Below are 22,139 nucleotides of genomic sequence, written 5' to 3'. Positions count from 1 at the left end.
TAACAAAAATAGCACTTTTTGTGAGAATTGATAAATGTTTAACCGCAAAGAACGCTAGGAGTTTTTCGCAAAGTTCGCAAAGCAAATAAAACTTTGTGAACTTTGCGTTTTCCTTTGCGTTCTTTGCGGTTAAATAAAATTACAAGTTGAAATTAACTCCCAAAACGATATTTCTTCCAATGTTTGGAATACCGTCTGTTTTCAATCTAGAAAGGTGCGCAATGTATTTTTTGTCAAATAAATTGTTTCCGTTTAAATTAATGTCGAAAGCCGTTTTTCCTAATTTAACTGTTCCTCCAAAACCTAAGTTCACCAAAGTATAACCTTTAGAAGCCGTTTCAAAACCACTAACATTGTCTTGGTTGAAAGTCGAAGAAACATTCAAAGAAGCAAAACCTTCGCTTAACCAGTTTTTGATATTAAATTCGGTTCTAAGTGTGTTGTTCCAGTTGTTTGCAGGAATCAAAGGCAAGTAATCTTTGTTTTCTTTTTTACCTGTAACCGTTTCAAAACTAGTTTCAAAATGCAACCAGTCTAATGGATGCGGGTGAAAGTGCAAACCAACTTCCCCACCGTACAATTGTGCATTGTCCTGAACATAAGCAAACACATCATTATCGTCTCTAACTTCTCCAGTTGGCGAAGTGTAGATATAATTGTTTACGTGATTATAGAATCCGTTTACGAAAAATTCAAAATGCGTGTTTTTGTACTCTAAATTCAAATCGGTCTGAACGTTTTGTTCTGTTTTCAAATCGGCATTTCCAATTTCGTAACGATTTGTTCCTTCGTGAACGCCATTTGAAGTTAATTCAGCCAAGTTTGGAGCTCTAAATCCTGTCGCAACATTTAAACGAAGCGTTAAAGGTTCTGCCAATTTTGTTTTATAACCTAACGAAGCATTAAAGCTGTCAAAAGATCTATCAAGTGGTAAAAAATATCCCTCTTCACCTTCAGTTCCGTGTGCAATTGAAGTAATATTTCTGTTGTCAAAACGTAATCCAGCTTGAATAACGCTGTTATCCCATTCGTAATTTGCAGTTCCAAAAACTCCAAAATCGTTCGTTGTAGCATTTGGAATTAAATATTCTTCGCCAGAATTTTTGTTGGTTTGATGCATTCCTTGAACTCCTAAAATAGTTTCAACTTTTCCGAATTTCGGAAAATGATATTTTGCATTATAATTGAACGTATTCAATTTCATGTGAAGAGAAGCTTCATTACTGTCTTCAAACTCGCTTCTGTCATTGGCAATATATCCTAAATCAACATCTAGTTTTGAATTTTCGAAGAAAATAACATTGTTTAAACTCAATAAATGATTGAAAATTCCTTGTCTTGGAAATTGTGTGTCTTTGCTAGAAGATTGTTCCGCGATTCCGTCTTCTGGAATTCCAATATCCAGTTTGTTGTAGTTGTATCTTAAAACACTTGAAAAACTTGAATTGCTGTATCCAATTCCGGTTTTAAAATCTGTTTCGTTATAACGTGAATTTGTCACTCGGTCTCCGCCAGAAATTTTGTAATCAGAATGTGTGTTGTAGCTTCCGCGAGCCAAGAATTTCCAATTATCAGTAGAAGTTTTTAATCCGATAGAAGAATTGCTTCCTTCTGTATTAGTAAAATATTTTTGGCTGAAATTAGCTTTGAAAGTTCCTGCATCAGCAAATTTTTCAGGATTGAAATATAAAACGCCACCCAAAGCATCAGAACCATATAATAAAGAAGCTGGGCCTTTAATAACTTCAACACTTTCTATTCCGGCATCATTTAAACCTAAACCATGCTCGTCTCCAAACTGTTGGTTTTCGATACGAACACCTTGAGAATAAACCAAAACACGATTACCGCTAAGTCCACGAATTACAGGTTTCCCGATAGAAGTTCCAGTAGAAATCTGAGAAACTCCAGGAATTGTCGCTAAACCTTCAATTAAAGTTGAAGTTCCTTTTTGCTGTAAGGTTTTGATGCTTTCGTGCTCGATTTTCATTACGTTTTGCGATTGCAATTTGTTGAAAGGCGTAGAAACAACAACTTCATCCATTTCCAAAATAGATTCTTCAAGCGTAATGTCTAATGTATTTTGCTTCAGCAATTTTGCAATCGTTTTATTCTGATTTGCATAACCAACATATGTAAAAGCAACACGAAGACTTCCGTTTGGAAGATTGTTCAATTCGTATTTTCCGTTTGCATCTGTTGTTGTTCCTTTGTGTAATTCTGGAGCATAAACAGAAACTCCTGGCAATGGATTATTCTGATTATCGGTTACGGTTCCTGAAACCGAATTTTGAGCAGAAAGCATGCCCGAAAACCCTAAAATAAGGGCAATTATAAATTTTTTCATTTGAAAATGATGCTATAGTTAAATTGATTTTTTTCTTCGAATGAAAATCAAAACTAACAATAAAGCATTCTGATCCTGATTGATAAAAATAGGATTAGGAAACTCAATGTTTTTTTGAATTTTAAACTAAAAGAAATGTGATGTTTTTTCGAATAATCGAAACTTAAGAAACTATAACAGCAGGGGGACCTCGTAAGTAATACGAAGTGTTTGAAACAGAAAAAATCTTCTCTGAAAATGGGAAGAAATAAGGTGTTTCTCTATCAAATGAATGAAATTCAAAAGAGAAATTTTGAGGAAGAATAAAAGATTCAAAAGCAAAATGACAAACGAAACAAACGTCATAATCATGATGTTGATGCGTTATTTCGCCACTCGGATCATTGTAATTATGATGGCATTGTTTTTCTGAAAGCTGTTTTACAATATGCTCATAGCTGTGTATCGACTGAAACAATATCGAGAACAATATTGTTACAGCAAAAGATAAACTTAATATGAGCTGCTTTCTTTTCATGATTTGCAAAGGTATAAAAGATAAAAGAAAATTCATTTATTTTTTAAGCCTTCGAATCGATTTATTAAAGAAAATGCAGCAATTAATTTTATTCGCGATCAAAAAGAGAATATTTCGACTTCTTATCGTAACTACAGAAACCATTATATTATATTTGTATGTGAAATAAATACGCTCAAAATAGCGTTTGTTTAAAATCATCTCTTTAAAACCAAAACTACGATATGCGAATTATTTTTAGCTGCTTATTTTTACTCACTTTCTTTAACTCTTTTGCACAAGAAGATGTTAAACCTGAGATAAAACCAGTTATAAAAATAGATTCTTTGTATCGAGAAGATCAGTTTTATTTTTCGGTTACGTATAACATGTTTACTGATATTCCAATCGATTTCAAACAGAATAAATTTTCTCTTGGACTTTCGGGAGGTTTCTTGCGCGATATGCCTGTTAATAAAACTAGAACCATTGCTATTGCTACAGGATTAGGCTTAAGTTATCAAAACTACTATCAAAATTTAACGATTTCTGAAGATGCTTCAGGTGCCATTATTTATGGTGTGAATAATTCTAGCGAATTTGTTTCTAATCGTTATAGACAATATTCCGTAGATCTTCCAATAGAATTTAGATGGCGTAACTCGACTTATGAAAGTACTAAATTCTGGCGTATTTATGGCGGAGTAAAATTGAGCTATATCTTTTCGAGTACATCTGTTTTAGATGATGGCGAAAAAACATATAAAATCAAAAATAACGGAGATATCAATAAATTCCAATACGGACCTTATATTGCAGCGGGATACAATACATGGAATGTTTACCTCTATTATGGTTTAAGTCCGTTGTTTAATTCTGCGACGACTTTATCTGGCGAAAAAATCAATATGAAAACCTTAAATGCGGGATTGATATTCTATATTTTATAACCACAGATATAAAAATAAAAGCTGCGGCATTATTCCAACAAACAATCCAATTAATATTTCTCTTGAAGTATGAGCGTTCATTTCTAAGCGAGATGAAGCTACAATTCCTGACAATAAAATCAGTAACGCAGGCCAATATGGATTATGCAGTTGAAGATGAATATTTAAGCCAATTACAAAAATGGTGAAACCGCTTATCGCAACCATATGCAAGCTTGCTTTGGTTTTAAACAATACACATACCAAAGCCAAAATCGAACTAAATAATGCTCCGAGAAAAAAGAAATGAAGCTCAGGATAACGAGTAATTACGATACTTCTTTTGACCAATAAAATATATAGAAAGCACTGCAAAATTAGCGGAATTGTACGTTCTGTAGTTTGGCTTAACATAATCGATTTTACATGTCCAGTCGATTTCAATAATAAATAAAACAAGACTGGAACAATCACATTTATTACCAAAATTTGAATTAAAACATAATATTTCTCATTTACACTAAATACATCTTCTTTATAAAAAAGATAAAATAAAGTGGCGTACACTGATATAAAAATGGGATGTAATATATAAGAGAAAACGGGCAGTAACTTTTTCAAAATGATTAAATTTTTGGTATAAAAACAAATATAATCAATAAATGTTTTCTGCCACGAATTACACGAATTCACATGAATTATTTTTTTAGCCACAGATTTCAGGATTGAAAAGATTATATTTTTCACGCAGATTCTGCAGATTGAGGCAGATCTAAGCCAATTTAATTAAAAAAAAATCTGCGCGCATCTGCTTAAATCTTTTTAAATCTGCGTGAAATTAATTTGTAAAAATTTGGGACATTAGTGGCAAACCTTTTTTTAATTTTGAAAAAAAGAAATTTCTAAATGAGCATAAATTTAAAAAGCCTGGTTTCAGTTCTAAATGCCAAATGGATTGGCTCAGATGCTGATGTTTTAATCGATCATATCTCAATTGATAGCCGTTCTCTTCAAAACGGATCACAGACTTTATTTTTTGCTCTGGCTGGCGTTAACAACAATGCTCATTTATTTATTCCCGATTTAATCGAAAATGGCGTGCATAATTTTGTAGTTCATCATATACCTGAAGGTTATGCAGACAAAGCTAATTTTTTGGTTGTTGAAAACACACGTCAGGCGCTTCAGGAATTTGCGGCTTACTACAGAAATCTGTTTCATTTTCCAGTTATCGGATTAACGGGAAGCAACGGCAAAACGATTGTAAAAGAATGGCTTAATTTCTTATTGAGTCCTGATTATAATATTATTAGAAGTCCAAAAAGTTACAATTCTCAAGTTGGAGTGCCGCTTTCGGTAATTGCAATTAATGTAAAACATAATTTAGGAATTTTCGAAGCCGGAATTTCAACGGTTAATGAAATGGTGAAACTGGAGAAAATCATCAAACCTAATATTGGAATTTTAACTAGTATTGGTTCTGCACACGATGAGGGTTTTTTAAATTTAGTGCAGAAAATTGATGAAAAACTGATTTTATTTAAAGATTGCCCAATCATTATTTATCAAAAAAATGAAGTGGTAGATTCTTGTTTGTCTCAATTTGTTGCCGAATATATGCATCATCCGAGAAAATTGTTTTCTTGGAGTTTTACAGATAAAAAAGCTGATGTTTTTATTGAAAAACGAGAACATAAAAACGACCATACTTTTATCCAATATCGATACAAAAACGAAAAATTCAATTTAGAAATTCCGTTTAATGATTCGGCTTCTGTAGAAAATGCGATTTCCTGTTTGTTGGTTTTATTGCATTTTGATTACGATCAAGAAACGATTCAGAATCGAATCGAGATGCTTTATCCAGTTCGAATGCGTTTGGAAGTAAAAAACGGAATTAACAATTGCAGTATTATTGATGATAGTTATAGTTCCGATTTTCAGTCGCTTAAAATTGCTTTGGATTTCTTAGAAAGCCAAAAGAAAAAAGGAGCTTCAAAAACCGTTATTTTATCTGATATTTTCCAGAGCGGATTCGCCAATGAAGAATTGTATTCTAAAGTGGCTCAATTAATTTCAGATAATAAAATAAACCGCATAATTGGCATTGGTTCAACGATTTCTTCTTTTGGAGCTAAATTTCCAAATAGCGTAATGTTTCCAAACACAGCTGATTTTATTGCAGAAATTGACAATCTGAATTTCAATAATGAAACTATTTTAATAAAAGGAGCAAGGTCATTTAAGTTCGAAGAAATTGTTTCACTTCTTGAAGAAAAAACACACGAAACGGTTTTAGAGATTAATCTCGATGCCATTAGCCACAACTTTAATTATTTCAAATCCAAATTGGCTGCTAATGTAAAAATGATGGTGATGGTAAAAGCATTTGGTTACGGAAACGGCGGTTTAGAAATTGCCAAATTATTAGAACATCATAAAGTGGATTATTTGGGTGTGGCTTTCGCCGATGAAGGAATAGCGTTAAAAAATGGCGGAATAAAACTTCCAATTATGGTTTTAAATCCTGAATCGACAAGTTTTCCATCCATTATTCAATATCAGTTAGAACCTGAAATTTATAGCATAAAAGGATTAAATGCTTTTTTGAAAATTGCACGTGAAAAGAAACTAAAGGATTTCCCAATTCATATCAAAATCGATACAGGAATGCATCGTCTAGGTTTTGAAGAAAATACACTCGAAGAATTGATCGAAACTTTAAGAGGAAATGCAACTGTTCGCGTTCAAAGTATTCTTTCGCATTTAGCGACAAGCGATGATCCAAAACATTATGATTTTGTGAATCAGCAGATTGCATTGTTTGAAAAATTATCTTCAAGATTAATCAGCGAATTAAATATCAACCCAATTCGACATATTTTGAATACTTCTGGAATTAGTAATTTTCCAAATGCACAATATAATATGGTGCGTTTAGGAATTGGTTTATACGGAGTTTCAAATGATCCTTTGGAACAAAAATATCTGGAAAACGTTGGAACTTTAAAATCTATTATTTCTCAAGTTAGAACCATTCCTGCGGGCGATAGCGTAGGTTACGGACGCCGTTTTATGGCAGAAAAAGAAACTAAAATTGCCACAATTCCGATTGGTTATGCTGATGGAATTGCGAGATTATGGGGAAATGAAGTTGGTTTTGTCACCATTAAAAATCAAAAAGCCAAAATAGTCGGAAGCGTCTGCATGGATATGCTAATGGTCAACGTAACCGATATAGATTGCAAAGAAGGTGATTCTGTGATTATTTTTGGCGAAAGCCCGACCGTTATTGAGATGGCTGAGGCTTTAAAAACGATTCCGTATGAGATAATGACGAGTATTTCGCAGCGCGTAAAGAGGGTATTTTTCAGATAATTTTAAGAAATTCCAATAAAATTGCGTATTTTCGATAATCATTTATTATTCAACTAAACAGATCAAATATGGGATTTTTTTCAGAATTTAAGGAATTTGCAATGAAAGGCAACGTAGTCGATCTGGCTGTCGGGGTGATCATTGGAGCTGCTTTTGGTAAAATTGTAAGCTCATTTATTGAAGATGTAATTACGCCATTATTATTGAAACCAGCTTTAGATGCTGCGCATTTATCGACTATTGAACAATTAACTGCTTTTGGAGGTGTAAAGTACGGAGTCTTTATATCGGCAGTAATTAACTTTATAATTGTGGCTTTTGTTTTATTTCTGATAATTAAGGCGATGAACCATGCTAAAAAGAAAGATGTTGCGCCACCGCCTCCAGCTGGACCAACTCAAGAAGAATTATTGACACAGATTAGAGATTTATTGAAAAATAAATAAAAATATAATACCGCTACACTAAGTCTAATTTAACCGCCTTCTAAAGAGGCGGTTTTTTTACAAGAATTAATTAATAAAGTATGGGACATAATACAAGTGCTTTAATTGGACGAATGCCAATTAATATTGAAAAAATAAAATTTTATGGACTTGCGGTTGCATTTGAAGATGATTTTGCAATTATCTTTTTAGATGAAGATCATCTTTTTCAATGGTATTTAAAATTAAATTTAGATTATGTTTCGGATAATGAGAATTTGCGTTTCGGCGATGAATTAGTTCATTTTTTTGCGAAAGAAATCGAACTGGAAGATTAATAATTGCATATTTGAGTTATGAATTTTACGGAGAATTTTATAAAAGTGCCGTAAAAATTAATGAAGGAGAAATTAATTTAATGCTGAAAGAAATAGGTGTTGATGCTTTTAATAGTAAAAATGAATTTCATAAGTTAAATCTTGACCATTATCGAATGTCAGAATGTTATTATTGGGATGAGAAGTTAAATAGGGCACAATTTAAAGATAATGTTATAGCTGGATTTATAATAAAATAATTGATTTATAAAGATATAGGCTTTAAAACAGTTTTATTAGGTTAGATGTTTTAAATAATGAAGCTTATAATTGTTACAAAATGTTTGTTTTGTAACAATTTGTTATTTTTTGTGAATCACCTTGCAGAGACTTTTATTATACTTACTTTTGCGTTACAAATTAGATTAATTGATTATTTAAAAATATAAAAATGAGAATTGCAGTTGTAGGCGCTACTGGAATGGTAGGCGAAGTAATGCTTAAAGTATTAGCAGAAAGAAATTTTCCTGTTACAGAATTAATTCCTGTTGCATCAGAAAGATCAGTTGGAAAAGAAATCGAATATAAAGGAACGAAATATAAAGTAGTAGGTTTACAAACAGCTGTTGATATGAAAGCTGATATTGCAGTTTTCTCAGCTGGTGGAGATACTTCATTAGAATGGGCTCCAAAATTTGCTGCTGCCGGAACAACTGTTATCGACAACTCATCTGCATGGAGAATGGATCCAACTAAAAAATTGGTAGTTCCAGAAATCAATGCTTCTGTTTTAACTAAAGAAGATAAAATTATTGCAAACCCAAACTGTTCTACTATTCAAATGGTTTTGGCTTTGTCTCCTTTGCACAAAAAATACAACATTAAAAGAATCATTGTTTCTACTTACCAATCTATTACAGGAACGGGTGTAAAAGCGGTAAAACAATTAGAAAACGAGTACGCTGGAGTTCAAGGTGAAATGGCTTACAAATATCCAATTCACAGAAATGCGATTCCACATTGCGATAGTTTTGAAGAAAACGGATACACTAAAGAAGAAATGAAATTAGTTCGCGAAACTCAAAAAATCTTAGGAGATAATACTATCAGAGTTACTGCAACTGCAGTTCGTGTGCCAGTTGTTGGCGGACACAGTGAAGCGGTAAATGTTGAATTTACAAATGATTTTGATGTAAATGAAGTTCGTGAAATCCTTCATAATACTGACGGAGTAACGGTACAAGATAATTTAGATACGTTTACTTACCCAATGCCTTTATACGCAGAAGGTAAAAATGATGTTTTTGTTGGAAGAATTCGTCGTGACGAAAGCCAGCCAAATACATTAAACATGTGGATTGTTGCTGATAACTTAAGAAAAGGAGCTGCAACAAACACAATCCAAATCGCTGAATACTTAATTCAAGCTGGTTTAGTATAATTAGAGATTAAATAAAATTGTTATAAAGAGAAAACCGTAATTGCAGTAATGTAATTACGGTTTTTTTGATTTTTTAGAACTAGAAATTTACTTCTTTTTCATTAATTCCTGACCACATTGAATTCCTATTTCTCTTGCTATTTTACTTTTTTTAGGATCTTGTAAATCTGCTGGACCAATATTTTGTTCTTTCATTTTTGTCAATGCGCAATTGGCAAGAAATTCAGCTTTGTCGCTCATTACACCGTTTTGCATAAAGCTTCTTTTTAAAACGCTTTTGTATGTTTTTTCGGTTTCTGCTGTCCAGTTATTGTTTATTGCTGTATTAGATTTAAATTTGGAAAGTGCTTCTTGCGAACATTTAGCTCCCATTTGTCTTACAGACATTACAACTCCAGGTTTTTTAATATCGTTTGGTTTTAAATTATCCGCTTTAATTTTATCAAAAACACAGTCTGCAATATAAGTTGCTTGTTCGTCTGAGAACATTCCGTTTCCTTTAGTTTTTGCAGTTTCTGTAAATTGCTTTTTAAAATCGGCTTCTTTTTCTGGTGTCCATTCGTTTTTATTGCATGAAAACAGCGTTAAAGTAACTAATGCAATGCTGATGTAATTTAGAAATTTTTTCATTTTGTTTATTTTTTTTACTGATTAAATCAGATATTTAATTTTTTGCAAATGTACTTAGGAGCGATTCCTTAAATAACCTGTAAAAGTCAAATTACTAATAGGATAAGTCTTTTTATTAGAGTTTGAAAAACTATTTTTTCTCGATTTCTTGCGAACAGCTAACAGATATTGATAATATTTCCATAGAGTTTTTATAATCTCGAACCGCTTTAGGCATTAGGTTTTGTTCTTTCATTTTTGTAATAGAACATTCGGCAAACTTTGAAGCATCTTCTTCTTTAATTCCTTTCTTGATCATGCTCTTTTTTAAATTTTGCCTGAAATAAGCTTCGATTTTCGGATTCCAGTTTTCCCATAAATCTTCTGATGGTATACTTTCATCATCTATTACTTGTTTTTGAGATTCAATTGATTTCTCAATTTTAGGTTTGGCTTCTTTTTCAGAAACTATATTTTCTTTATTCCCGCAAGCAAATATTGCGAGTAAAAGAAGTAAGCTAAAGCAGGATTTTACCTTGTTCATTTTTAATTAAAATTTTATTCGACAAAAGTAATTTCAAGGCTTTTCTTCAATACACTCTAAAAGACATAAGAATATTAAGATGAGGTAAAAAATAGGAAGAGTTAGAAATGGCTTAATATGATAGTTTTAAATCTATGTGGGACGAAGAATTGACTAAAAGACCGCTGATTGTGAATTTAGAAATGGACGATTATAATAATTTTCATGAAGTTATTTTAGTCGCCGAAAATTTTGGAGATATTCCACCAAATACGGCATTAATGAAAATAAAAGCCGGAGATAAAAAATATGAAATTAAAATAACATCGACAGAACAGAAAAATGCTGTGATTAATTTTAAGTATAAAGAGTAATATAGATAATTCCTAAAGATAAAAAATGAAAAACATCATTTTGTTTTTTATGTTTTTTTGGAGATTTTGACAATCAAATAAATATAAAAGTTTTTTGCTCCATATAGAGAGAATTAAGCAGGGATATTAAATAATTTAATTATAAACATTTGAAAGGAAAGAGATGAAAATAGTATTTCTTATTTTGTTGGTATTGATAATTGTTTTAGGATATAATCTAATACAATATATGTCATTTAATTTTAATTCTGAGGGGAATTATTTTGATGAAACTAATATGATTGTTTATAAAGAACAAACAAAGGAAGTTTTAATAATGGGAACGGTTTTATTAACATTCTGTTTATCGGTTTGCAGTTATTACTTATGGAAATTGAAAAACAAAAAAAGCGAGAATCAATAAAATTCTCGCTTTTCTATTTTTTAATATTCCGGAGCTAGTTCTAATTCCAGTCCTTCTAAATCTTCAGTAATTGGGATCTGACAACCTAAACGGCTATTAGATTTAACGTAAAATGCTTCCGAAAGCATGGCTTCTTCATCATCTCCCATTTCCGGTAATGCAACATCATTTAGAACATAACACTGGCAAGAAGCGCACATAGCCATTCCTCCGCAGGTTCCTTCAACAGGAAGTTCGTATGCTTTGCATAACTCCATTATATTCATTGCCATATCAGTTGGAGCCTGTAATTCGTGTATAACTCCTTCTCGATCTTTAATCTTTATTAATACATCCATTTTTGATTATTGGAATTTTATTGTAGAATTTGAAAACGTGTTCAAACTCTTATTAATTTTAACTTTTTTCTTTTAAGCTAAAAGCATATTCTTTTGGATTACCATCTTTAAGGCGCATTTTTACACCAATAATATTGCCTCCTTTTTCTAATATCGTCACAAGAGATACAACAGAGTAATAATCTTTATCAGACTGGAAAATTAAAGTTCCTTCGTAAGTAGAATTTAAAATTCCTTGTTTGTCTGTTTGTGCACTTACTTTTCGCGGATGCGAGAATTCGGCAGAACTATAAGTTGCTTTATTAGTGAACTTTGCTTTTCCGTCGCAAAGGTCATATAAAAAATCATAATTGCCAATTCTTAAAGCGCCTTCTTCAGTTTTCCCATTCGTAGAAAAAATAATTTGTCCCGAATATTGAAAATCTGACCATTCTTCAGATTCATTTACCCAAGCTTTGTCAGCAAAAAGTGTTTGGCCCTGTTGTGCATTTACAGCGCTTATAAAAAATAATAAAAAAAGAGCGTAAAAGTTTCTCATAAGTTTAAGATTTAGGGTTACGTTTACAAATTTAAGTTAAAAATGTAATAATTATGTAACCAAAACTCTTAAAACTTTGAGTAGTTTTTTATGAATGTCGCAAAAATGATCGTTTTTTGAAGATGTTTTTACGATTTATTTAAACAAATCATAATAAGGCTTATTATTCTTGTTAAAGCCTAATAAAATACTTTCAAAAAACAATACAGAGGTTGTTACATTATATTTACCACTGTTTCAATTTGTGGGGCGTATTTTTTTATTGTTGTTTCAACTCCAGCTTTCAGTGTCATTTGATTTACACTGCAGCTAATACATGCGCCTTCTAAACGAACTTTTACATGTTTATCATCTTCAATGGAAATTAATGAAATGTCTCCTCCGTCTGATTTTAGGAAAGGCCTAATCTCATCTAAGGCCAATAAAACATTATTTGTTAATTCTTCTGTTGTCATAATATAATGTGTCAATTGTGAAAAGGTGCCAATTAGAAAATTTCAATTATGATCTAATTGGCAAATTATCTCATTATCTAATTAGTTTTTCTTAACTGCTGAGCAACCTGCCATTGTTGTAATTTTGATGGCTTCTGTTGCTGGTAAACTTTCGTTTCTGTTTACTGTTTCTTGTACCACATTTCTAGTGATTTCTTCAAAAACTTTTTCTATCGGAGAAGCTGTCTGCAATGCCGCTGGACGACCATAATCTCCTGCTTCACGAATAGATTGTACAATTGGAACTTCACCTAAAAATGGTACGCCTAAATCTTCAGCAAGGTTTTTTGCACCTTCTTGTCCAAAGATATAATATTTGTTTTCCGGCAATTCTTCTGGTGTAAAGTAAGCCATATTTTCAATAATTCCTAAAACAGGAACATTGATATTATCTTGCATAAACATTGCAACTCCTTTTTTAGCATCTGCAAGTGCTACTGCTTGTGGAGTACTTACTACAACAGCTCCAGTAATAGGAAGCGATTGCATAATAGATAAGTGAATGTCTCCAGTTCCAGGAGGTAAGTCAAGAAGCATGAAATCTAATTCTCCCCAATCTGCGTCAAAAATCATTTGGTTTAATGCTTTTGCTGCCATTGGTCCTCTCCAGATTACGGCCTGACTTGGTGCAGTAAAGAATCCGATTGAAAGCATTTTGATTTCATAACTTTCAATTGGTTTCATTTTTGATTTTCCGTCAACTGTTACAGAAACTGGTTTTGCGTTTTCAACATCAAACATAATTGGCATAGATGGTCCGTAAATATCGGCATCCAAAACTCCAACTTTAAAACCCATTTTAGCTAGAGTAACAGCTAAGTTTGCAGTAACAGTAGATTTTCCTACTCCTCCTTTTCCAGAAGCAACTGCAATAATATTTTTGATTCCAGGAATAGCACGACCTTTAATTTCAGGTTTCTCTGGAGTTTCTACTTTAATATTTACTTTAACTTTAGCATCAGGCGATATTAAATCATGAATTGTTTTTTTAATATCATCTTCTGCTCTTTTCTTGATATGCATAGCAGGTGTATGCAATACTAAGTCTACAACAGCTTCATCACCAAAAGTAATAACATTGGTTACAGCGCCGCTTTCAACCATATTTTTTCCTTCTCCAGCAATAGTGATTGTCTCTAAGGCTTTTAGAATTTCTTTTCTATCTAGTTTCATTGTAAATGGGCTATTTTTTATTCTTAGAAAGCAGTCTTATAAGATTATATTTATTTAAACTGATTTCAGGGTGCAAAGATAACAGATTAAGTTCGGAATTAAGCCTTTTTTGAATTGTAATTATTGATAGAGAGATTATTCAAAATTATTCTCGATTACTTTTCGAACTTGATTTTGAATAAAGATTTTAAAATAAATTACTGTTTTGGATCACAACTAATTGATTGGCAATCTAAATAAGATGTCTTTTTGTATAAATTTTCTGCTTTTTAAGAGCCACTTCTCACAAAACTTCGTTATATTTGAGTACCCCAAACCGATGATTATCAATTTATTAAAAAGTATCTGAGAACTTATTTCTTTAGAACTGTTTAAAGGGTTTTCGGTATTTTTTTAAAGTTGTTTCTACTAATTTAAAACTTTAAAAACATGCGAAATTTTACTTTTTCTTTAATTATTGTTACAGTCAGTTTTTTTGCATTTTCATTTAATTCACTGCCCAGCAATGTCAAAAACAAGGCTGATTTAACGAATCGAAAAGCGGTTTCGGTTATTACTATCGATGCTGCTTCAATTAATGCCTTTTTTAAAAAATATCCTAAACTTAAAAAATATCAGAAAGATGTTGAGGGTATTTACAAAGCCAAAGACTATAAATCTATTTGGTATGATGATAAAAGCATCTCTGAATTTGGGTCATTATTATACCAGAAAGTAAATGTTCTGAAAGATCAGGGAATTGAAGAAAAAATGCCTTACAAAGAAGAAATCGATGAGGCATTTAATGAAAGTTCTTCAAACAAACCAACACAACTTGATACCGAATTATTGCTAACCAGCATGTATGTATTTTATGCGAGCAATGTGTATTCTGGAGTTGATCCTGCAACATTAAAAAAAATAGGATGGTATCTGCCTGCAAAATCTATTTCATATTCTCACATTCTAGATTCATTAATGGTGGATTCAGACCGATTGGATAAAGATGATAATCTTTTATTTAGCCAATATTATAGATTAAAAGATGCGCTGAAAAAATACCGTAAAATAGAAACCGATAATCTATGGCAGAAAATTACAATTGACAGCTCTACTTTTAAAGATTTAAGACCAGACGATACCGCTATTGCCATCAAACAAATTAGAAACCGTCTGTTTGTAGTTGGAGATTTAAAACAAGATTCAGGAAGTGATATTTATGATGAAGAATTAATGGCGGGAGTTTTAAATTATAAAAAAAGATATAATTTAAAGATAAATTATGCTCTAACCAGAGATATTATCAATCAGATGAATGAGCCGATAGGTAAAAGAATTAGAACTATTATGCTAAATATGGAAAGATGCAGATGGATTCCGACCAAATTGGCAAAAGCAGACGAGTATGTTATGGTTAATATTCCTTCGTTTAGATTGTTTTATGTCAAGGATGGAAAGTATGATCTAGTTTCGGATATTTTTGTGGGTAATAGGCTTAGCGAAACGGTAATTTTTAGCGGAAATATGGATCGAATTGTTTTTAGTCCGTATTGGTATGTGCCGAATAGCATTATTCAAAATGAACTAAAACTCCAGATTGCAAGTGATAAAAACTATTTGGAAGAACATAATATGGAATGGAACGGAGGGAAAGTAAGACAAAAACCAGGGCCTAAAAATTCTCTGGGATTAGTGAAATTTATGTTCCCAAATCCAAATGATATTTATATGCATGATACGCCTGCAAAGAGTTTGTTTGAATTTGAAAAACGTACTTTTAGCCACGGCTGTATAAATGTGAAAGAAGCCAAAGAGCTTGCGCTTCATATTTTGAAAGATGATCCAGACTGGCCAGCCGATAAAATCGAAAGCGCTATGAACGGCGGAAAAGAAACAACCTGTATGCTTAAACGTAAAATTCCGGTTTATATAGGTTATTTTACGTGTTGGGTGCAAGACAATGGAGAAGTCAATTTTTTCCCAGATGTATATGATCGAGACCAAAGTTTGGACAAGCTGATTTATAATGATGCGATAACAATGAAGGACTAAAAAATAGAAGCCCGGCGGATTTAAAAAAATCTGTCGGGCTTCTTTAAAAAAAATGGTCTACAAGCTTATTCGTATTTTAGATATTTTAAAACGTCTATTTTGGTTACCTGAAACGCTTTTGTTAAAACAATTACTAAAGTTAAAATCAAAAGAGAAATCAGTGCAATTACAAAAGGAACGGATGATATTCCAATTCTAAAAGCGAAATCTTCAAGCCATTTCTGTAATAATATATAAGCAGGAACAATTCCAATTCCAAATCCTATTAAACAAAAAACAATATATTGTTTCGATAATTCTTTTAGGAGAATATCTGTTTCTGCTCCTAATGTTTTTCTAATGGCGATTTCTTTCAATCTTCTCTCCATCGAAAATGATGCCAAAGCGAACAATCCGAATATAGCAATTATGATTACGACTAAATTTAGGATGAAAAAGAGGTTTTTTTGTTTGACTTGCTCTTCATAAGTTTTTGCAAATCCTTTGTCAACAAATTGATAGTCAAAAGGGTAGTCTGGATTTACGTTTTTCTCCCAATATAATTTCAATTTTTCTAATGTTTCTGTTAAATTGTTTGGAGAAACCTTTACAAGGACATTGTTAAAGTTATTCCATTTTAAAGTTTTAAGATTTATAAAAACCATTGGCGGAACTTTATCCTGCAGACCAGTGATGTTGAAATCTTTTACAACTCCTACAATTTTAAACTTCAAATTGCCTTTTTCATTTCCCCATCCAGAAGTTATAATCGTGTTTATTGGATCTTTAATATTAAGTGCTTTTACCAAAGTTTCATTCATAAGCATACTGCTTATAGTATCTGAAGCATATTGAGGAGATAAATCACGTCCTTTTACGATTTTGATTTTCATCATATCCAAGAAACCAAAATCCATTTCGACATTTCTTGGCTGAACAAAAATGCCATTGTGTTTAAAGCCAGAGCTAGAATTGGTACTTCCTCCAAAAGATCCTGCAAAAGTAGAAACATCTAAAACTCCAGGTATTTTTTTGATTTCCTGTTTGGCAGTTAAATACTCGTCTGTTCGTTTAAATCTATCAAGGCTGTTAAATGGAATTGAAATTACTTGATCTCCGCTGAAACCTAAATCTTTCTCCATCATATAATCGACTTGAGAATTCACAATCAATGCGCCGATTATAAAGAATGCCGCAATTCCGAATTGAAAAATAAGCATCGAATTACGAATCCAGATTCCGCTTTTACTTCTAGAAAAATTCCCTTTCAAAACTTTTAGAGTTTCAAAATTTGAGATATAAATGGCAGGGAAAATACCAGCAAAAATGATTACTAATCCAAATATTAAAACAAGCTGCAGGTAAAATTCACTGCCATTCATAGTCAGCGTTTTGTTTAGGAAATTATTATAATACGGTAATGCAAGTTCAACAATTGCCAAAGCAAATAAAATGGCAAGCGTTACAATTATAGCGGTTTCAAAAATAAATTGAGTAATAATCTGGTTTTTTGAAGCGCCTACAATCTTACGAACTCCAACTTCTTTTGCACGTTTTATTGCCGATGCAGTTGCTAAATTGATATAGTTTACCAATGATAAAACTAAAATCAAAATAGATAAACCTACCATGATATAAAGTAATTTTAAATTACCATAACCCTCAGGAAAGTTTCTTCCTCCAGAACTTTTTGTCCCATGTAAACGAGAGGTTTTCAACTGATCTATAATCACTTTTACTTCACCATTCTCTTTAATATACTGTTCAACAGTTTGTCCGCTTTCTTTGGCATCTTTAACAGTTCTGTTTACAAAAACTACATTCTGCATTTTCTTTAAAACAAGAGCAGGATCTACTCCATCTTTAATTTTGACCATTAAGCCATAATTAAAATTCCCCCAGCTGTTTAAATCTCCCTCTCTTTTTACACCGCTGAAAACGTAAGTTGGCTCAATAGATGAAGGTTTAATTAATCGATAAACCGACTTAACAGTATAATTGTTGTTTTTGTATAAAATAGATTTTCCAATAGGATCTTCATTCTTAAAAAGCAACTGAGCTTGTTCTGTAGAAATAGCAACACTGTTTTTTTCTTTTAGAATATTCTGTTTAGCACCTTGGATGATTTCGAAAGGGAAAAAGTCAAAGAAATTTTCATCAGAAACCATGATGTTTTTAGTCAATAGTTTTTGATCTTTATATTTGATAATTTCCTCGTCATACCAATTGTTCATAAAGCAAACTTTCTCAATTTCTGGAATGCTAGCTTTACAAGTTTCTCCAAACGGAATTGAATTGGAAGCCCAAATATCTCCCGAACCAATTTTATTAAGAACCAAATAAGAGCTTTCTTTTTCAGGATTCCATTGATCGTAAGAATGCTCATTGTTCCAATATAAAATTGCAAAAATCACCGCAGCAATTCCGATGCTTAATCCTAAAACATTTAAAAACGAAAACAGTTTGCTTTGTCTTAAATGATAGATAAATATTTTAAACCAGTTAAAAATCATTTTGATGTATATTTTTATAGTTGATATGGTTGTTCTTGAAAACCTTTCGGTCTTAAATCATAGTAAATATTTTGCAAACCAGTTCTACCAGAACTACGAGTGCAGTAACAATAATTTTAATCATCACTTTATTATTTAGCGTCCATAAAAACATCAACATTACGTTGATTTAATTTCTCAGAAAATATAACTCCGTCTTTCATGTGAATGGTTCTTTGCGAAAAAGAAGCGTCATAATCAGAGTGGGTAACCATCAAAATAGTAGCGCCTTTAGCGTGTAAATCGGTTAAAAGTTCCATTACTTCATTACCGTTTTTACTATCTAAGTTTCCTGTTGGCTCATCGGCAAGAATAATCTTTGGATCGTTTACCAAAGCTCTTGCAACGGCAACTCTCTGCTGCTGTCCTCCAGAAAGCTGTTGTGGAAAATGTTTCAAACGATGAGAGATATTTAACTTCTCAGCAATAGCTTCAATTTTTTGCTTTCTTTCAGAAGCTTTTACATTGTTGTAAAGCAAAGGCAATTCGATATTATCATAAACAGAAAGCTCATCGATTAAGTTGAAGTTTTGGAAAATGAAACCAATATTTTCTTTTCTAACTTTTGCTCTTCCTTTTTCTTTTAGGCTAATCATTTCTTGATCCAATAATTTATAGCTTCCATCATTTGCACTATCCAAAAGTCCAATAATGTTTAGTAAAGTCGATTTTCCACAGCCAGAAGGTCCCATGATAGTTAAAAAATCTCCTTTTTTTATTTCTAAGTTGATACCGCTTAAAGCAGCAGTTTCTATTTCTTCTGTTCTAAAAACTTTGGTTAAATTCTGAATTGTGATCATAATTTTTAAGGTTTTGAAATGTTATTAAATGCGTTTTTTGATTGATGATTGAAACGATGATTTTTTTATAATTGTAAATTGTAACTGAAAACTGTGACTGCGACTGAAAACTAATTATTCAAGAGAAAGCTCTTCGATATCTTTATAATCGGTGTAAGAAGAAGTAACTACAGATTCGCCTTCTTTTAAACCTTCTAAGACTTCATAATAAGAAGGATTTTCGCGACCTAATTTGATGTTTCTCCTTTCGGCTTTGTTTCCTTTTACTACAAAAATCCATTTTCCAGCCGCTTCCTGATTAAAAGCGCCCCTCGGAATAACTAAAGTTTTGTTCTTTTCAGACAAAATCAGTTTTACGCCAAAGCTAAGTCCATCCTGCAAGACAATATTTTCTTTTGAAACAAAAGCTAATTCAACTGTAAATCGGCCGCCTTTAACCTCTGGAATTACTTTGGTCACAACAACTTCAAGATTTTTTCCTTTAAACTCTACTTGTCCTTTCAAACCTTCTCTCAGTTTTTCAAGATAAAACTCATCTACTTCTGCTGTAAGTTTATAGCCTTTATTAGAATCAATTTTTCCGATGCTCGCGCCCGCCTGAAAAGTTTTTCCTAAAACAGGTTCAAAAGAAGTCAATCGTCCTGTTTCTGGCGCTGTGATTAAAAAGTTCTTTTTGTTGTTTCTAAGAATATCCAAACTCTTTTCCATAGTCTGGATCGAACGGTTTATTTGAGAAATCTGAACCTGATTGCTTTGTTTCTCTTTTTGAATGCTCTGCTGAATTGTTCTTTTACGTTCTTCCTGAAAACGAAGACTTTCCTTAAAAGTATTCCAGTCATTTCTAGAAATTACATCTTTCTCATAAAGTTTAGCATTCATTTCATACAATCTTTTAGCATCATTGTAATCGTGTTCTATTAAAACTAAATCTTTTGTCAAGTTCAATTCCTGATTTCTGATATTTAATTTCCCTGTATTTAAATTGTTGATTTGCTCAATAATAGCTGTTTCCTGAGTAAGATAATTCAATTCTGTATTCGGATTGTATAAACGAGCCAGCGATTGTCCTTTAGTAACCATTGCGCCATTTTCTACAAAGATTTCTTTTACAGAACCGCCCTCAGTAACGTTTACCAGCATCATATTCAAAGGTTCTACTTTTGCCTGAAAAACAACGAAATCTTCAAAAAAAGCTTTTTCTGCTTTTTGAACTACCAATTCTTCTGCTTTTACATTTAAAGTCCTTTTGGTATTAAAAGCAAAAATCGTGATGGCTAGCAAAACTAAAAAAACAGCAATTGCTATTGCGAGATATCTAAATTTTTTATTTTTACGAGGAATTATCGTGTCCATTTTTTATTTATTTTACTGATAATCAATAGGTAAATACTGTGCCATAAAATTTATTATTTGTAAAGTATTGATTTTAAAGAGGCTCTAGAAAACACATCAAAAAAGCAGTGTCCGATAATGAACAGTTGACCGTTCGAAAGCGGACAGAAAAAAGACCACATGAGAAAAAAACTAGCCCAAATATTAGTTGTTGACGATCAGGAAGAAATTCTTTTTTCTGCAAAAATGATTCTTAAAAAGCATTTTGAGACCATTTTTACAACTAATAGTCCAAAAAAAATCATTTCGATCTTAAGCGAAAATGACATAAATGTGGTTTTGTTGGACATGAATTACCGAATTGGTTTTGAAGATGGGCGAGAAGGAATTCATTGGCTGAAAGAAATCAAAACGCTTTCTCCGAGTACAATCGTTATCTTAATGACAGCTTTTGGTAAAATTGAAACAGCTGTAGAGGGAATTAAAATTGGAGCTTTTGATTATGTTCTAAAACCTTGGAATAACGAAAAACTGCTAGAAATCATTGATAAAGCGGTTACTGAAAGCAGAAAAAACAGTAAAAAAGCCTCTGTAGAAAAGGAAGAAAAAAACGAAAAGAAATATTTTGTTGGCACTTCGGCCAAAATCAAACAAGCTTATTCTATCGCCGAAAAAGTTGCTCGAACAGATGCAAACGTTTTAATTTTGGGTGAAAACGGAACAGGAAAGTATGTTTTTGCTGAATATATTCACCAACATTCAGAAAGAAAAAATCAGCCTTTTGTACATGTAGATTTGGGTTCACTAAGCGATAATTTGTTTGAAAGCGAACTTTTTGGCTACGCCAAAGGTGCTTTTACCGATGCTAAAATCGATACTCCGGGACGTTTTGAAAATGCATCGAACGGAACTATTTTCTTAGATGAAATTGGAAATATTCCGCTGCATCTTCAAGCTAAATTATTGCATGTTTTACAGACCAAAACGGTAACGCGTTTAGGCGAAAGCAAACCGCGTCCGCTGAATGTTCGTGTTATTGCCGCAACAAACAGCGATATTAAAACTGAAGTAAAAAATAAAACATTCCGTGAAGATTTGCTGTATCGAATTAATACAATGGAAATAAATCTTCCGTCTTTACGCGAAAGAAAAGATGATATTGTGCCGATGGCAAACTTTATTTTAGAAAAGATTGCTGAAAAATACAATCATGCTCCCGAAGCTTCGGGATGGCATTTTGAAGATAATGTTGATCTATATCTTGAAAAATATCCGTGGAAAGGAAACGTTCGCGAAATGGAAAACAAAATCGAACGCGCTTTGATTTTAGCAGATAATAATACCATTTCTGTAATGGATTTGGATATTTTGGACTTCGAAGAAATTCAGGAAAATGATGAAAATCCGTTATCAGAAATGGAGAAAGGCGCAATTGAAAAAGCACTTTTTAAACATAACGGAAACATCAGTAAAACTGCCGAAGAATTAGGTTTGTCTCGTGCCGCTTTGTACAGAAGAATTGAAAAATACGATTTGAAGAATTAAAGAAAATGAGTAGCGTCCAGCTTTAGCTGGATGTTAATATTGAGATAAGATTGGGGCTTTAGCCAAACTTACGCGTTTTGGCTAAAGCCTATTTCTGTAAATAATATATCTCTCC

General features: G+C 32.2%; 22 protein-coding genes. 10 read left to right on the top strand and 12 right to left on the bottom strand.

The genetic code is table 11. From position 1 onward, the window contains the following. Nucleotides 1–139 precede the first annotated feature (139 nt). Both V6624_RS08420 and V6624_RS08415 read right to left on the bottom strand, forming a co-directional pair. Nucleotides 140–2,347: a TonB-dependent receptor gene (locus tag V6624_RS08420; protein WP_111286118.1), complete on the bottom strand. Its 2,208-nt coding sequence runs from the start codon at nt 2,345–2,347 to the stop codon at nt 140–142. A gap of 163 nt (nt 2,348–2,510) precedes the next feature. Continuing rightward, on the bottom strand, nt 2,511–2,864 hold the full coding sequence (locus V6624_RS08415; protein ID WP_204251676.1) for a hypothetical protein: 354 nt from the start codon (nt 2,862–2,864) through the stop codon (nt 2,511–2,513). 224 nt (nt 2,865–3,088) lie between these two features. Between V6624_RS08415 and V6624_RS08410 the strand changes: the two genes are divergently transcribed. Then, nucleotides 3,089–3,793 carry a porin family protein gene (locus V6624_RS08410; protein ID WP_111286116.1) on the top strand — a complete coding sequence of 235 codons (705 nt, stop codon included), beginning with the start codon at nt 3,089–3,091 and terminating at the stop codon, nt 3,791–3,793. On the opposite strand, the gene V6624_RS08405 is transcribed toward V6624_RS08410, so the two are convergent. Beyond that, nucleotides 3,788–4,393 (bottom strand): hypothetical protein, encoded by a 606-nt coding sequence (locus V6624_RS08405; protein WP_239455651.1) that lies wholly within the window; start codon nt 4,391–4,393, stop codon nt 3,788–3,790. The two genes, V6624_RS08410 and V6624_RS08405, sit on opposite strands and share 6 nt — an antisense overlap. A 285-nt stretch (nt 4,394–4,678) precedes the next feature. Between V6624_RS08405 and V6624_RS08400 the strand changes: the two genes are divergently transcribed. The 5 genes from V6624_RS08400 (at nt 4,679) to V6624_RS08380 (ending at nt 9,333) form a co-directional block, all read left to right on the top strand. Continuing rightward, nucleotides 4,679–7,150, top strand: a complete 2,472-nt coding sequence (locus V6624_RS08400) for a bifunctional UDP-N-acetylmuramoyl-tripeptide:D-alanyl-D-alanine ligase/alanine racemase (protein WP_338841539.1) — start codon at nt 4,679–4,681, stop codon at nt 7,148–7,150. Between the two features lie 68 nt (nt 7,151–7,218). Next, nucleotides 7,219–7,596, top strand: coding sequence for a large conductance mechanosensitive channel protein MscL (mscL, locus tag V6624_RS08395; RefSeq protein WP_111286112.1), 378 nt, complete (start codon nt 7,219–7,221; stop codon nt 7,594–7,596). Between the two features lie 80 nt (nt 7,597–7,676). Continuing rightward, on the top strand, nt 7,677–7,913 hold the full coding sequence (locus V6624_RS08390; RefSeq protein ID WP_338841537.1) for a hypothetical protein: 237 nt from the start codon (nt 7,677–7,679) through the stop codon (nt 7,911–7,913). 11 nt (nt 7,914–7,924) lie between these two features. After that, the gene (locus V6624_RS08385) at nt 7,925–8,152 is read left to right on the top strand and encodes a hypothetical protein (RefSeq protein WP_338841536.1); all 228 of its coding nucleotides are present in this window, start codon (nt 7,925–7,927) and stop codon (nt 8,150–8,152) included. 191 nt (nt 8,153–8,343) lie between these two features. Beyond that, nucleotides 8,344–9,333 (top strand): aspartate-semialdehyde dehydrogenase, encoded by a 990-nt coding sequence (locus V6624_RS08380; protein ID WP_111286109.1) that lies wholly within the window; start codon nt 8,344–8,346, stop codon nt 9,331–9,333. A gap of 87 nt (nt 9,334–9,420) precedes the next feature. On the opposite strand, the gene V6624_RS08375 is transcribed toward V6624_RS08380, so the two are convergent. Beyond that, the gene (locus V6624_RS08375; protein ID WP_111286107.1) at nt 9,421–9,963 is read right to left on the bottom strand and encodes a hypothetical protein; all 543 of its coding nucleotides are present in this window, start codon (nt 9,961–9,963) and stop codon (nt 9,421–9,423) included. A gap of 130 nt (nt 9,964–10,093) precedes the next feature. Next, nucleotides 10,094–10,486, bottom strand: coding sequence for a hypothetical protein (locus tag V6624_RS08370; RefSeq protein ID WP_111286105.1), 393 nt, complete (start codon nt 10,484–10,486; stop codon nt 10,094–10,096). 134 nt (nt 10,487–10,620) lie between these two features. On the opposite strand from V6624_RS08370, the gene V6624_RS08365 reads away from it, so the two are divergent. Together V6624_RS08365 and V6624_RS08360 are read left to right on the top strand one after the other, a co-directional pair. Beyond that, nucleotides 10,621–10,839 (top strand): hypothetical protein, encoded by a 219-nt coding sequence (locus tag V6624_RS08365; RefSeq protein WP_111286103.1) that lies wholly within the window; start codon nt 10,621–10,623, stop codon nt 10,837–10,839. Nucleotides 10,840–11,002: 163 nt separating this feature from the next. Then, nucleotides 11,003–11,242 (top strand): hypothetical protein, encoded by a 240-nt coding sequence (locus tag V6624_RS08360; protein ID WP_162614946.1) that lies wholly within the window; start codon nt 11,003–11,005, stop codon nt 11,240–11,242. A 20-nt stretch (nt 11,243–11,262) separates the two neighbouring features. On the opposite strand, the gene V6624_RS08355 is transcribed toward V6624_RS08360, so the two are convergent. The 4 genes from V6624_RS08355 to V6624_RS08340 all read right to left on the bottom strand — a co-directional run bounded on the left by V6624_RS08355 (nt 11,263) and on the right by V6624_RS08340 (nt 13,785). Next, entirely contained in the window at nt 11,263–11,580 is a 318-nt protein-coding gene (locus V6624_RS08355) for a 2Fe-2S iron-sulfur cluster-binding protein (protein ID WP_091490641.1), read from the bottom strand. Between the two features lie 58 nt (nt 11,581–11,638). Beyond that, on the bottom strand, nt 11,639–12,118 hold the full coding sequence (locus V6624_RS08350) for a hypothetical protein (RefSeq protein ID WP_111286101.1): 480 nt from the start codon (nt 12,116–12,118) through the stop codon (nt 11,639–11,641). A gap of 215 nt (nt 12,119–12,333) precedes the next feature. Further along, entirely contained in the window at nt 12,334–12,573 is a 240-nt protein-coding gene (locus V6624_RS08345; RefSeq protein WP_057116000.1) for a NifU family protein, read from the bottom strand. Nucleotides 12,574–12,654: 81 nt separating this feature from the next. Beyond that, entirely contained in the window at nt 12,655–13,785 is a 1,131-nt protein-coding gene (locus V6624_RS08340) for an Mrp/NBP35 family ATP-binding protein (RefSeq protein ID WP_111286099.1), read from the bottom strand. 429 nt (nt 13,786–14,214) lie between these two features. On the opposite strand from V6624_RS08340, the gene V6624_RS08335 reads away from it, so the two are divergent. Next, a complete protein-coding gene (locus V6624_RS08335; RefSeq protein WP_111286097.1) occupies nt 14,215–15,816 on the top strand; it encodes a L,D-transpeptidase family protein in 1,602 nt (533 codons plus the stop codon). Between the two features lie 65 nt (nt 15,817–15,881). Here the strand turns inward: V6624_RS08335 and V6624_RS08330 are convergent, their stop codons facing one another. The 3 genes from V6624_RS08330 to V6624_RS08320 all read right to left on the bottom strand — a co-directional run bounded on the left by V6624_RS08330 (nt 15,882) and on the right by V6624_RS08320 (nt 20,500). After that, nucleotides 15,882–18,308: an ABC transporter permease gene (locus V6624_RS08330; protein WP_111286095.1), complete on the bottom strand. Its 2,427-nt coding sequence runs from the start codon at nt 18,306–18,308 to the stop codon at nt 15,882–15,884. Between the two features lie 131 nt (nt 18,309–18,439). Continuing rightward, complete coding sequence (locus V6624_RS08325) at nt 18,440–19,147, bottom strand: ABC transporter ATP-binding protein (RefSeq protein ID WP_111286093.1); 708 nt, start codon at nt 19,145–19,147, stop codon at nt 18,440–18,442. 114 nt (nt 19,148–19,261) lie between these two features. Continuing rightward, nucleotides 19,262–20,500: an efflux RND transporter periplasmic adaptor subunit gene (locus tag V6624_RS08320; RefSeq protein WP_111286091.1), complete on the bottom strand. Its 1,239-nt coding sequence runs from the start codon at nt 20,498–20,500 to the stop codon at nt 19,262–19,264. A gap of 159 nt (nt 20,501–20,659) precedes the next feature. Between V6624_RS08320 and V6624_RS08315 the strand changes: the two genes are divergently transcribed. Beyond that, on the top strand, nt 20,660–22,024 hold the full coding sequence (locus V6624_RS08315) for a sigma-54-dependent transcriptional regulator (protein ID WP_111286089.1): 1,365 nt from the start codon (nt 20,660–20,662) through the stop codon (nt 22,022–22,024). The last annotated feature ends 115 nt before the right edge of the window (nt 22,025–22,139 follow it).

The sequence above is a fragment of the Flavobacterium ginsenosidimutans genome, assembly GCF_037478105.1.
Classification (GTDB): Bacteria; Bacteroidota; Bacteroidia; order Flavobacteriales; family Flavobacteriaceae; genus Flavobacterium; species Flavobacterium ginsenosidimutans.
This window is presented reverse-complemented; position numbering and strand designations above follow the sequence as displayed.

What these genes read in the sequence shown, in the direction of transcription:
- V6624_RS08420 (WP_111286118.1), bottom strand. Translation starts at nt 2,347, where the DNA reads ATGAAAAAATTTATAATTGCCCTTATTTTAGGGTTTTCGGGCATGCTT.
- V6624_RS08415 (WP_204251676.1), bottom strand. Translation starts at nt 2,864, where the DNA reads ATGAAAAGAAAGCAGCTCATATTAAGTTTATCTTTTGCTGTAACAATA.
- V6624_RS08410 (WP_111286116.1), top strand. Translation starts at nt 3,089, where the DNA reads ATGCGAATTATTTTTAGCTGCTTATTTTTACTCACTTTCTTTAACTCT.
- V6624_RS08400 (WP_338841539.1), top strand. Translation starts at nt 4,679, where the DNA reads ATGAGCATAAATTTAAAAAGCCTGGTTTCAGTTCTAAATGCCAAATGG.
- mscL (WP_111286112.1), top strand. Translation starts at nt 7,219, where the DNA reads ATGGGATTTTTTTCAGAATTTAAGGAATTTGCAATGAAAGGCAACGTA.
- V6624_RS08390 (WP_338841537.1), top strand. Translation starts at nt 7,677, where the DNA reads ATGGGACATAATACAAGTGCTTTAATTGGACGAATGCCAATTAATATT.
- V6624_RS08380 (WP_111286109.1), top strand. Translation starts at nt 8,344, where the DNA reads ATGAGAATTGCAGTTGTAGGCGCTACTGGAATGGTAGGCGAAGTAATG.
- V6624_RS08375 (WP_111286107.1), bottom strand. Translation starts at nt 9,963, where the DNA reads ATGAAAAAATTTCTAAATTACATCAGCATTGCATTAGTTACTTTAACG.
- V6624_RS08370 (WP_111286105.1), bottom strand. Translation starts at nt 10,486, where the DNA reads ATGAACAAGGTAAAATCCTGCTTTAGCTTACTTCTTTTACTCGCAATA.
- V6624_RS08365 (WP_111286103.1), top strand. Translation starts at nt 10,621, where the DNA reads ATGTGGGACGAAGAATTGACTAAAAGACCGCTGATTGTGAATTTAGAA.
- V6624_RS08360 (WP_162614946.1), top strand. Translation starts at nt 11,003, where the DNA reads ATGAAAATAGTATTTCTTATTTTGTTGGTATTGATAATTGTTTTAGGA.
- V6624_RS08355 (WP_091490641.1), bottom strand. Translation starts at nt 11,580, where the DNA reads ATGGATGTATTAATAAAGATTAAAGATCGAGAAGGAGTTATACACGAA.
- V6624_RS08350 (WP_111286101.1), bottom strand. Translation starts at nt 12,118, where the DNA reads ATGAGAAACTTTTACGCTCTTTTTTTATTATTTTTTATAAGCGCTGTA.
- V6624_RS08345 (WP_057116000.1), bottom strand. Translation starts at nt 12,573, where the DNA reads ATGACAACAGAAGAATTAACAAATAATGTTTTATTGGCCTTAGATGAG.
- V6624_RS08340 (WP_111286099.1), bottom strand. Translation starts at nt 13,785, where the DNA reads ATGAAACTAGATAGAAAAGAAATTCTAAAAGCCTTAGAGACAATCACT.
- V6624_RS08335 (WP_111286097.1), top strand. Translation starts at nt 14,215, where the DNA reads ATGCGAAATTTTACTTTTTCTTTAATTATTGTTACAGTCAGTTTTTTT.
- V6624_RS08330 (WP_111286095.1), bottom strand. Translation starts at nt 18,308, where the DNA reads ATGATTTTTAACTGGTTTAAAATATTTATCTATCATTTAAGACAAAGC.
- V6624_RS08325 (WP_111286093.1), bottom strand. Translation starts at nt 19,147, where the DNA reads ATGATCACAATTCAGAATTTAACCAAAGTTTTTAGAACAGAAGAAATA.
- V6624_RS08320 (WP_111286091.1), bottom strand. Translation starts at nt 20,500, where the DNA reads ATGGACACGATAATTCCTCGTAAAAATAAAAAATTTAGATATCTCGCA.
- V6624_RS08315 (WP_111286089.1), top strand. Translation starts at nt 20,660, where the DNA reads ATGAGAAAAAAACTAGCCCAAATATTAGTTGTTGACGATCAGGAAGAA.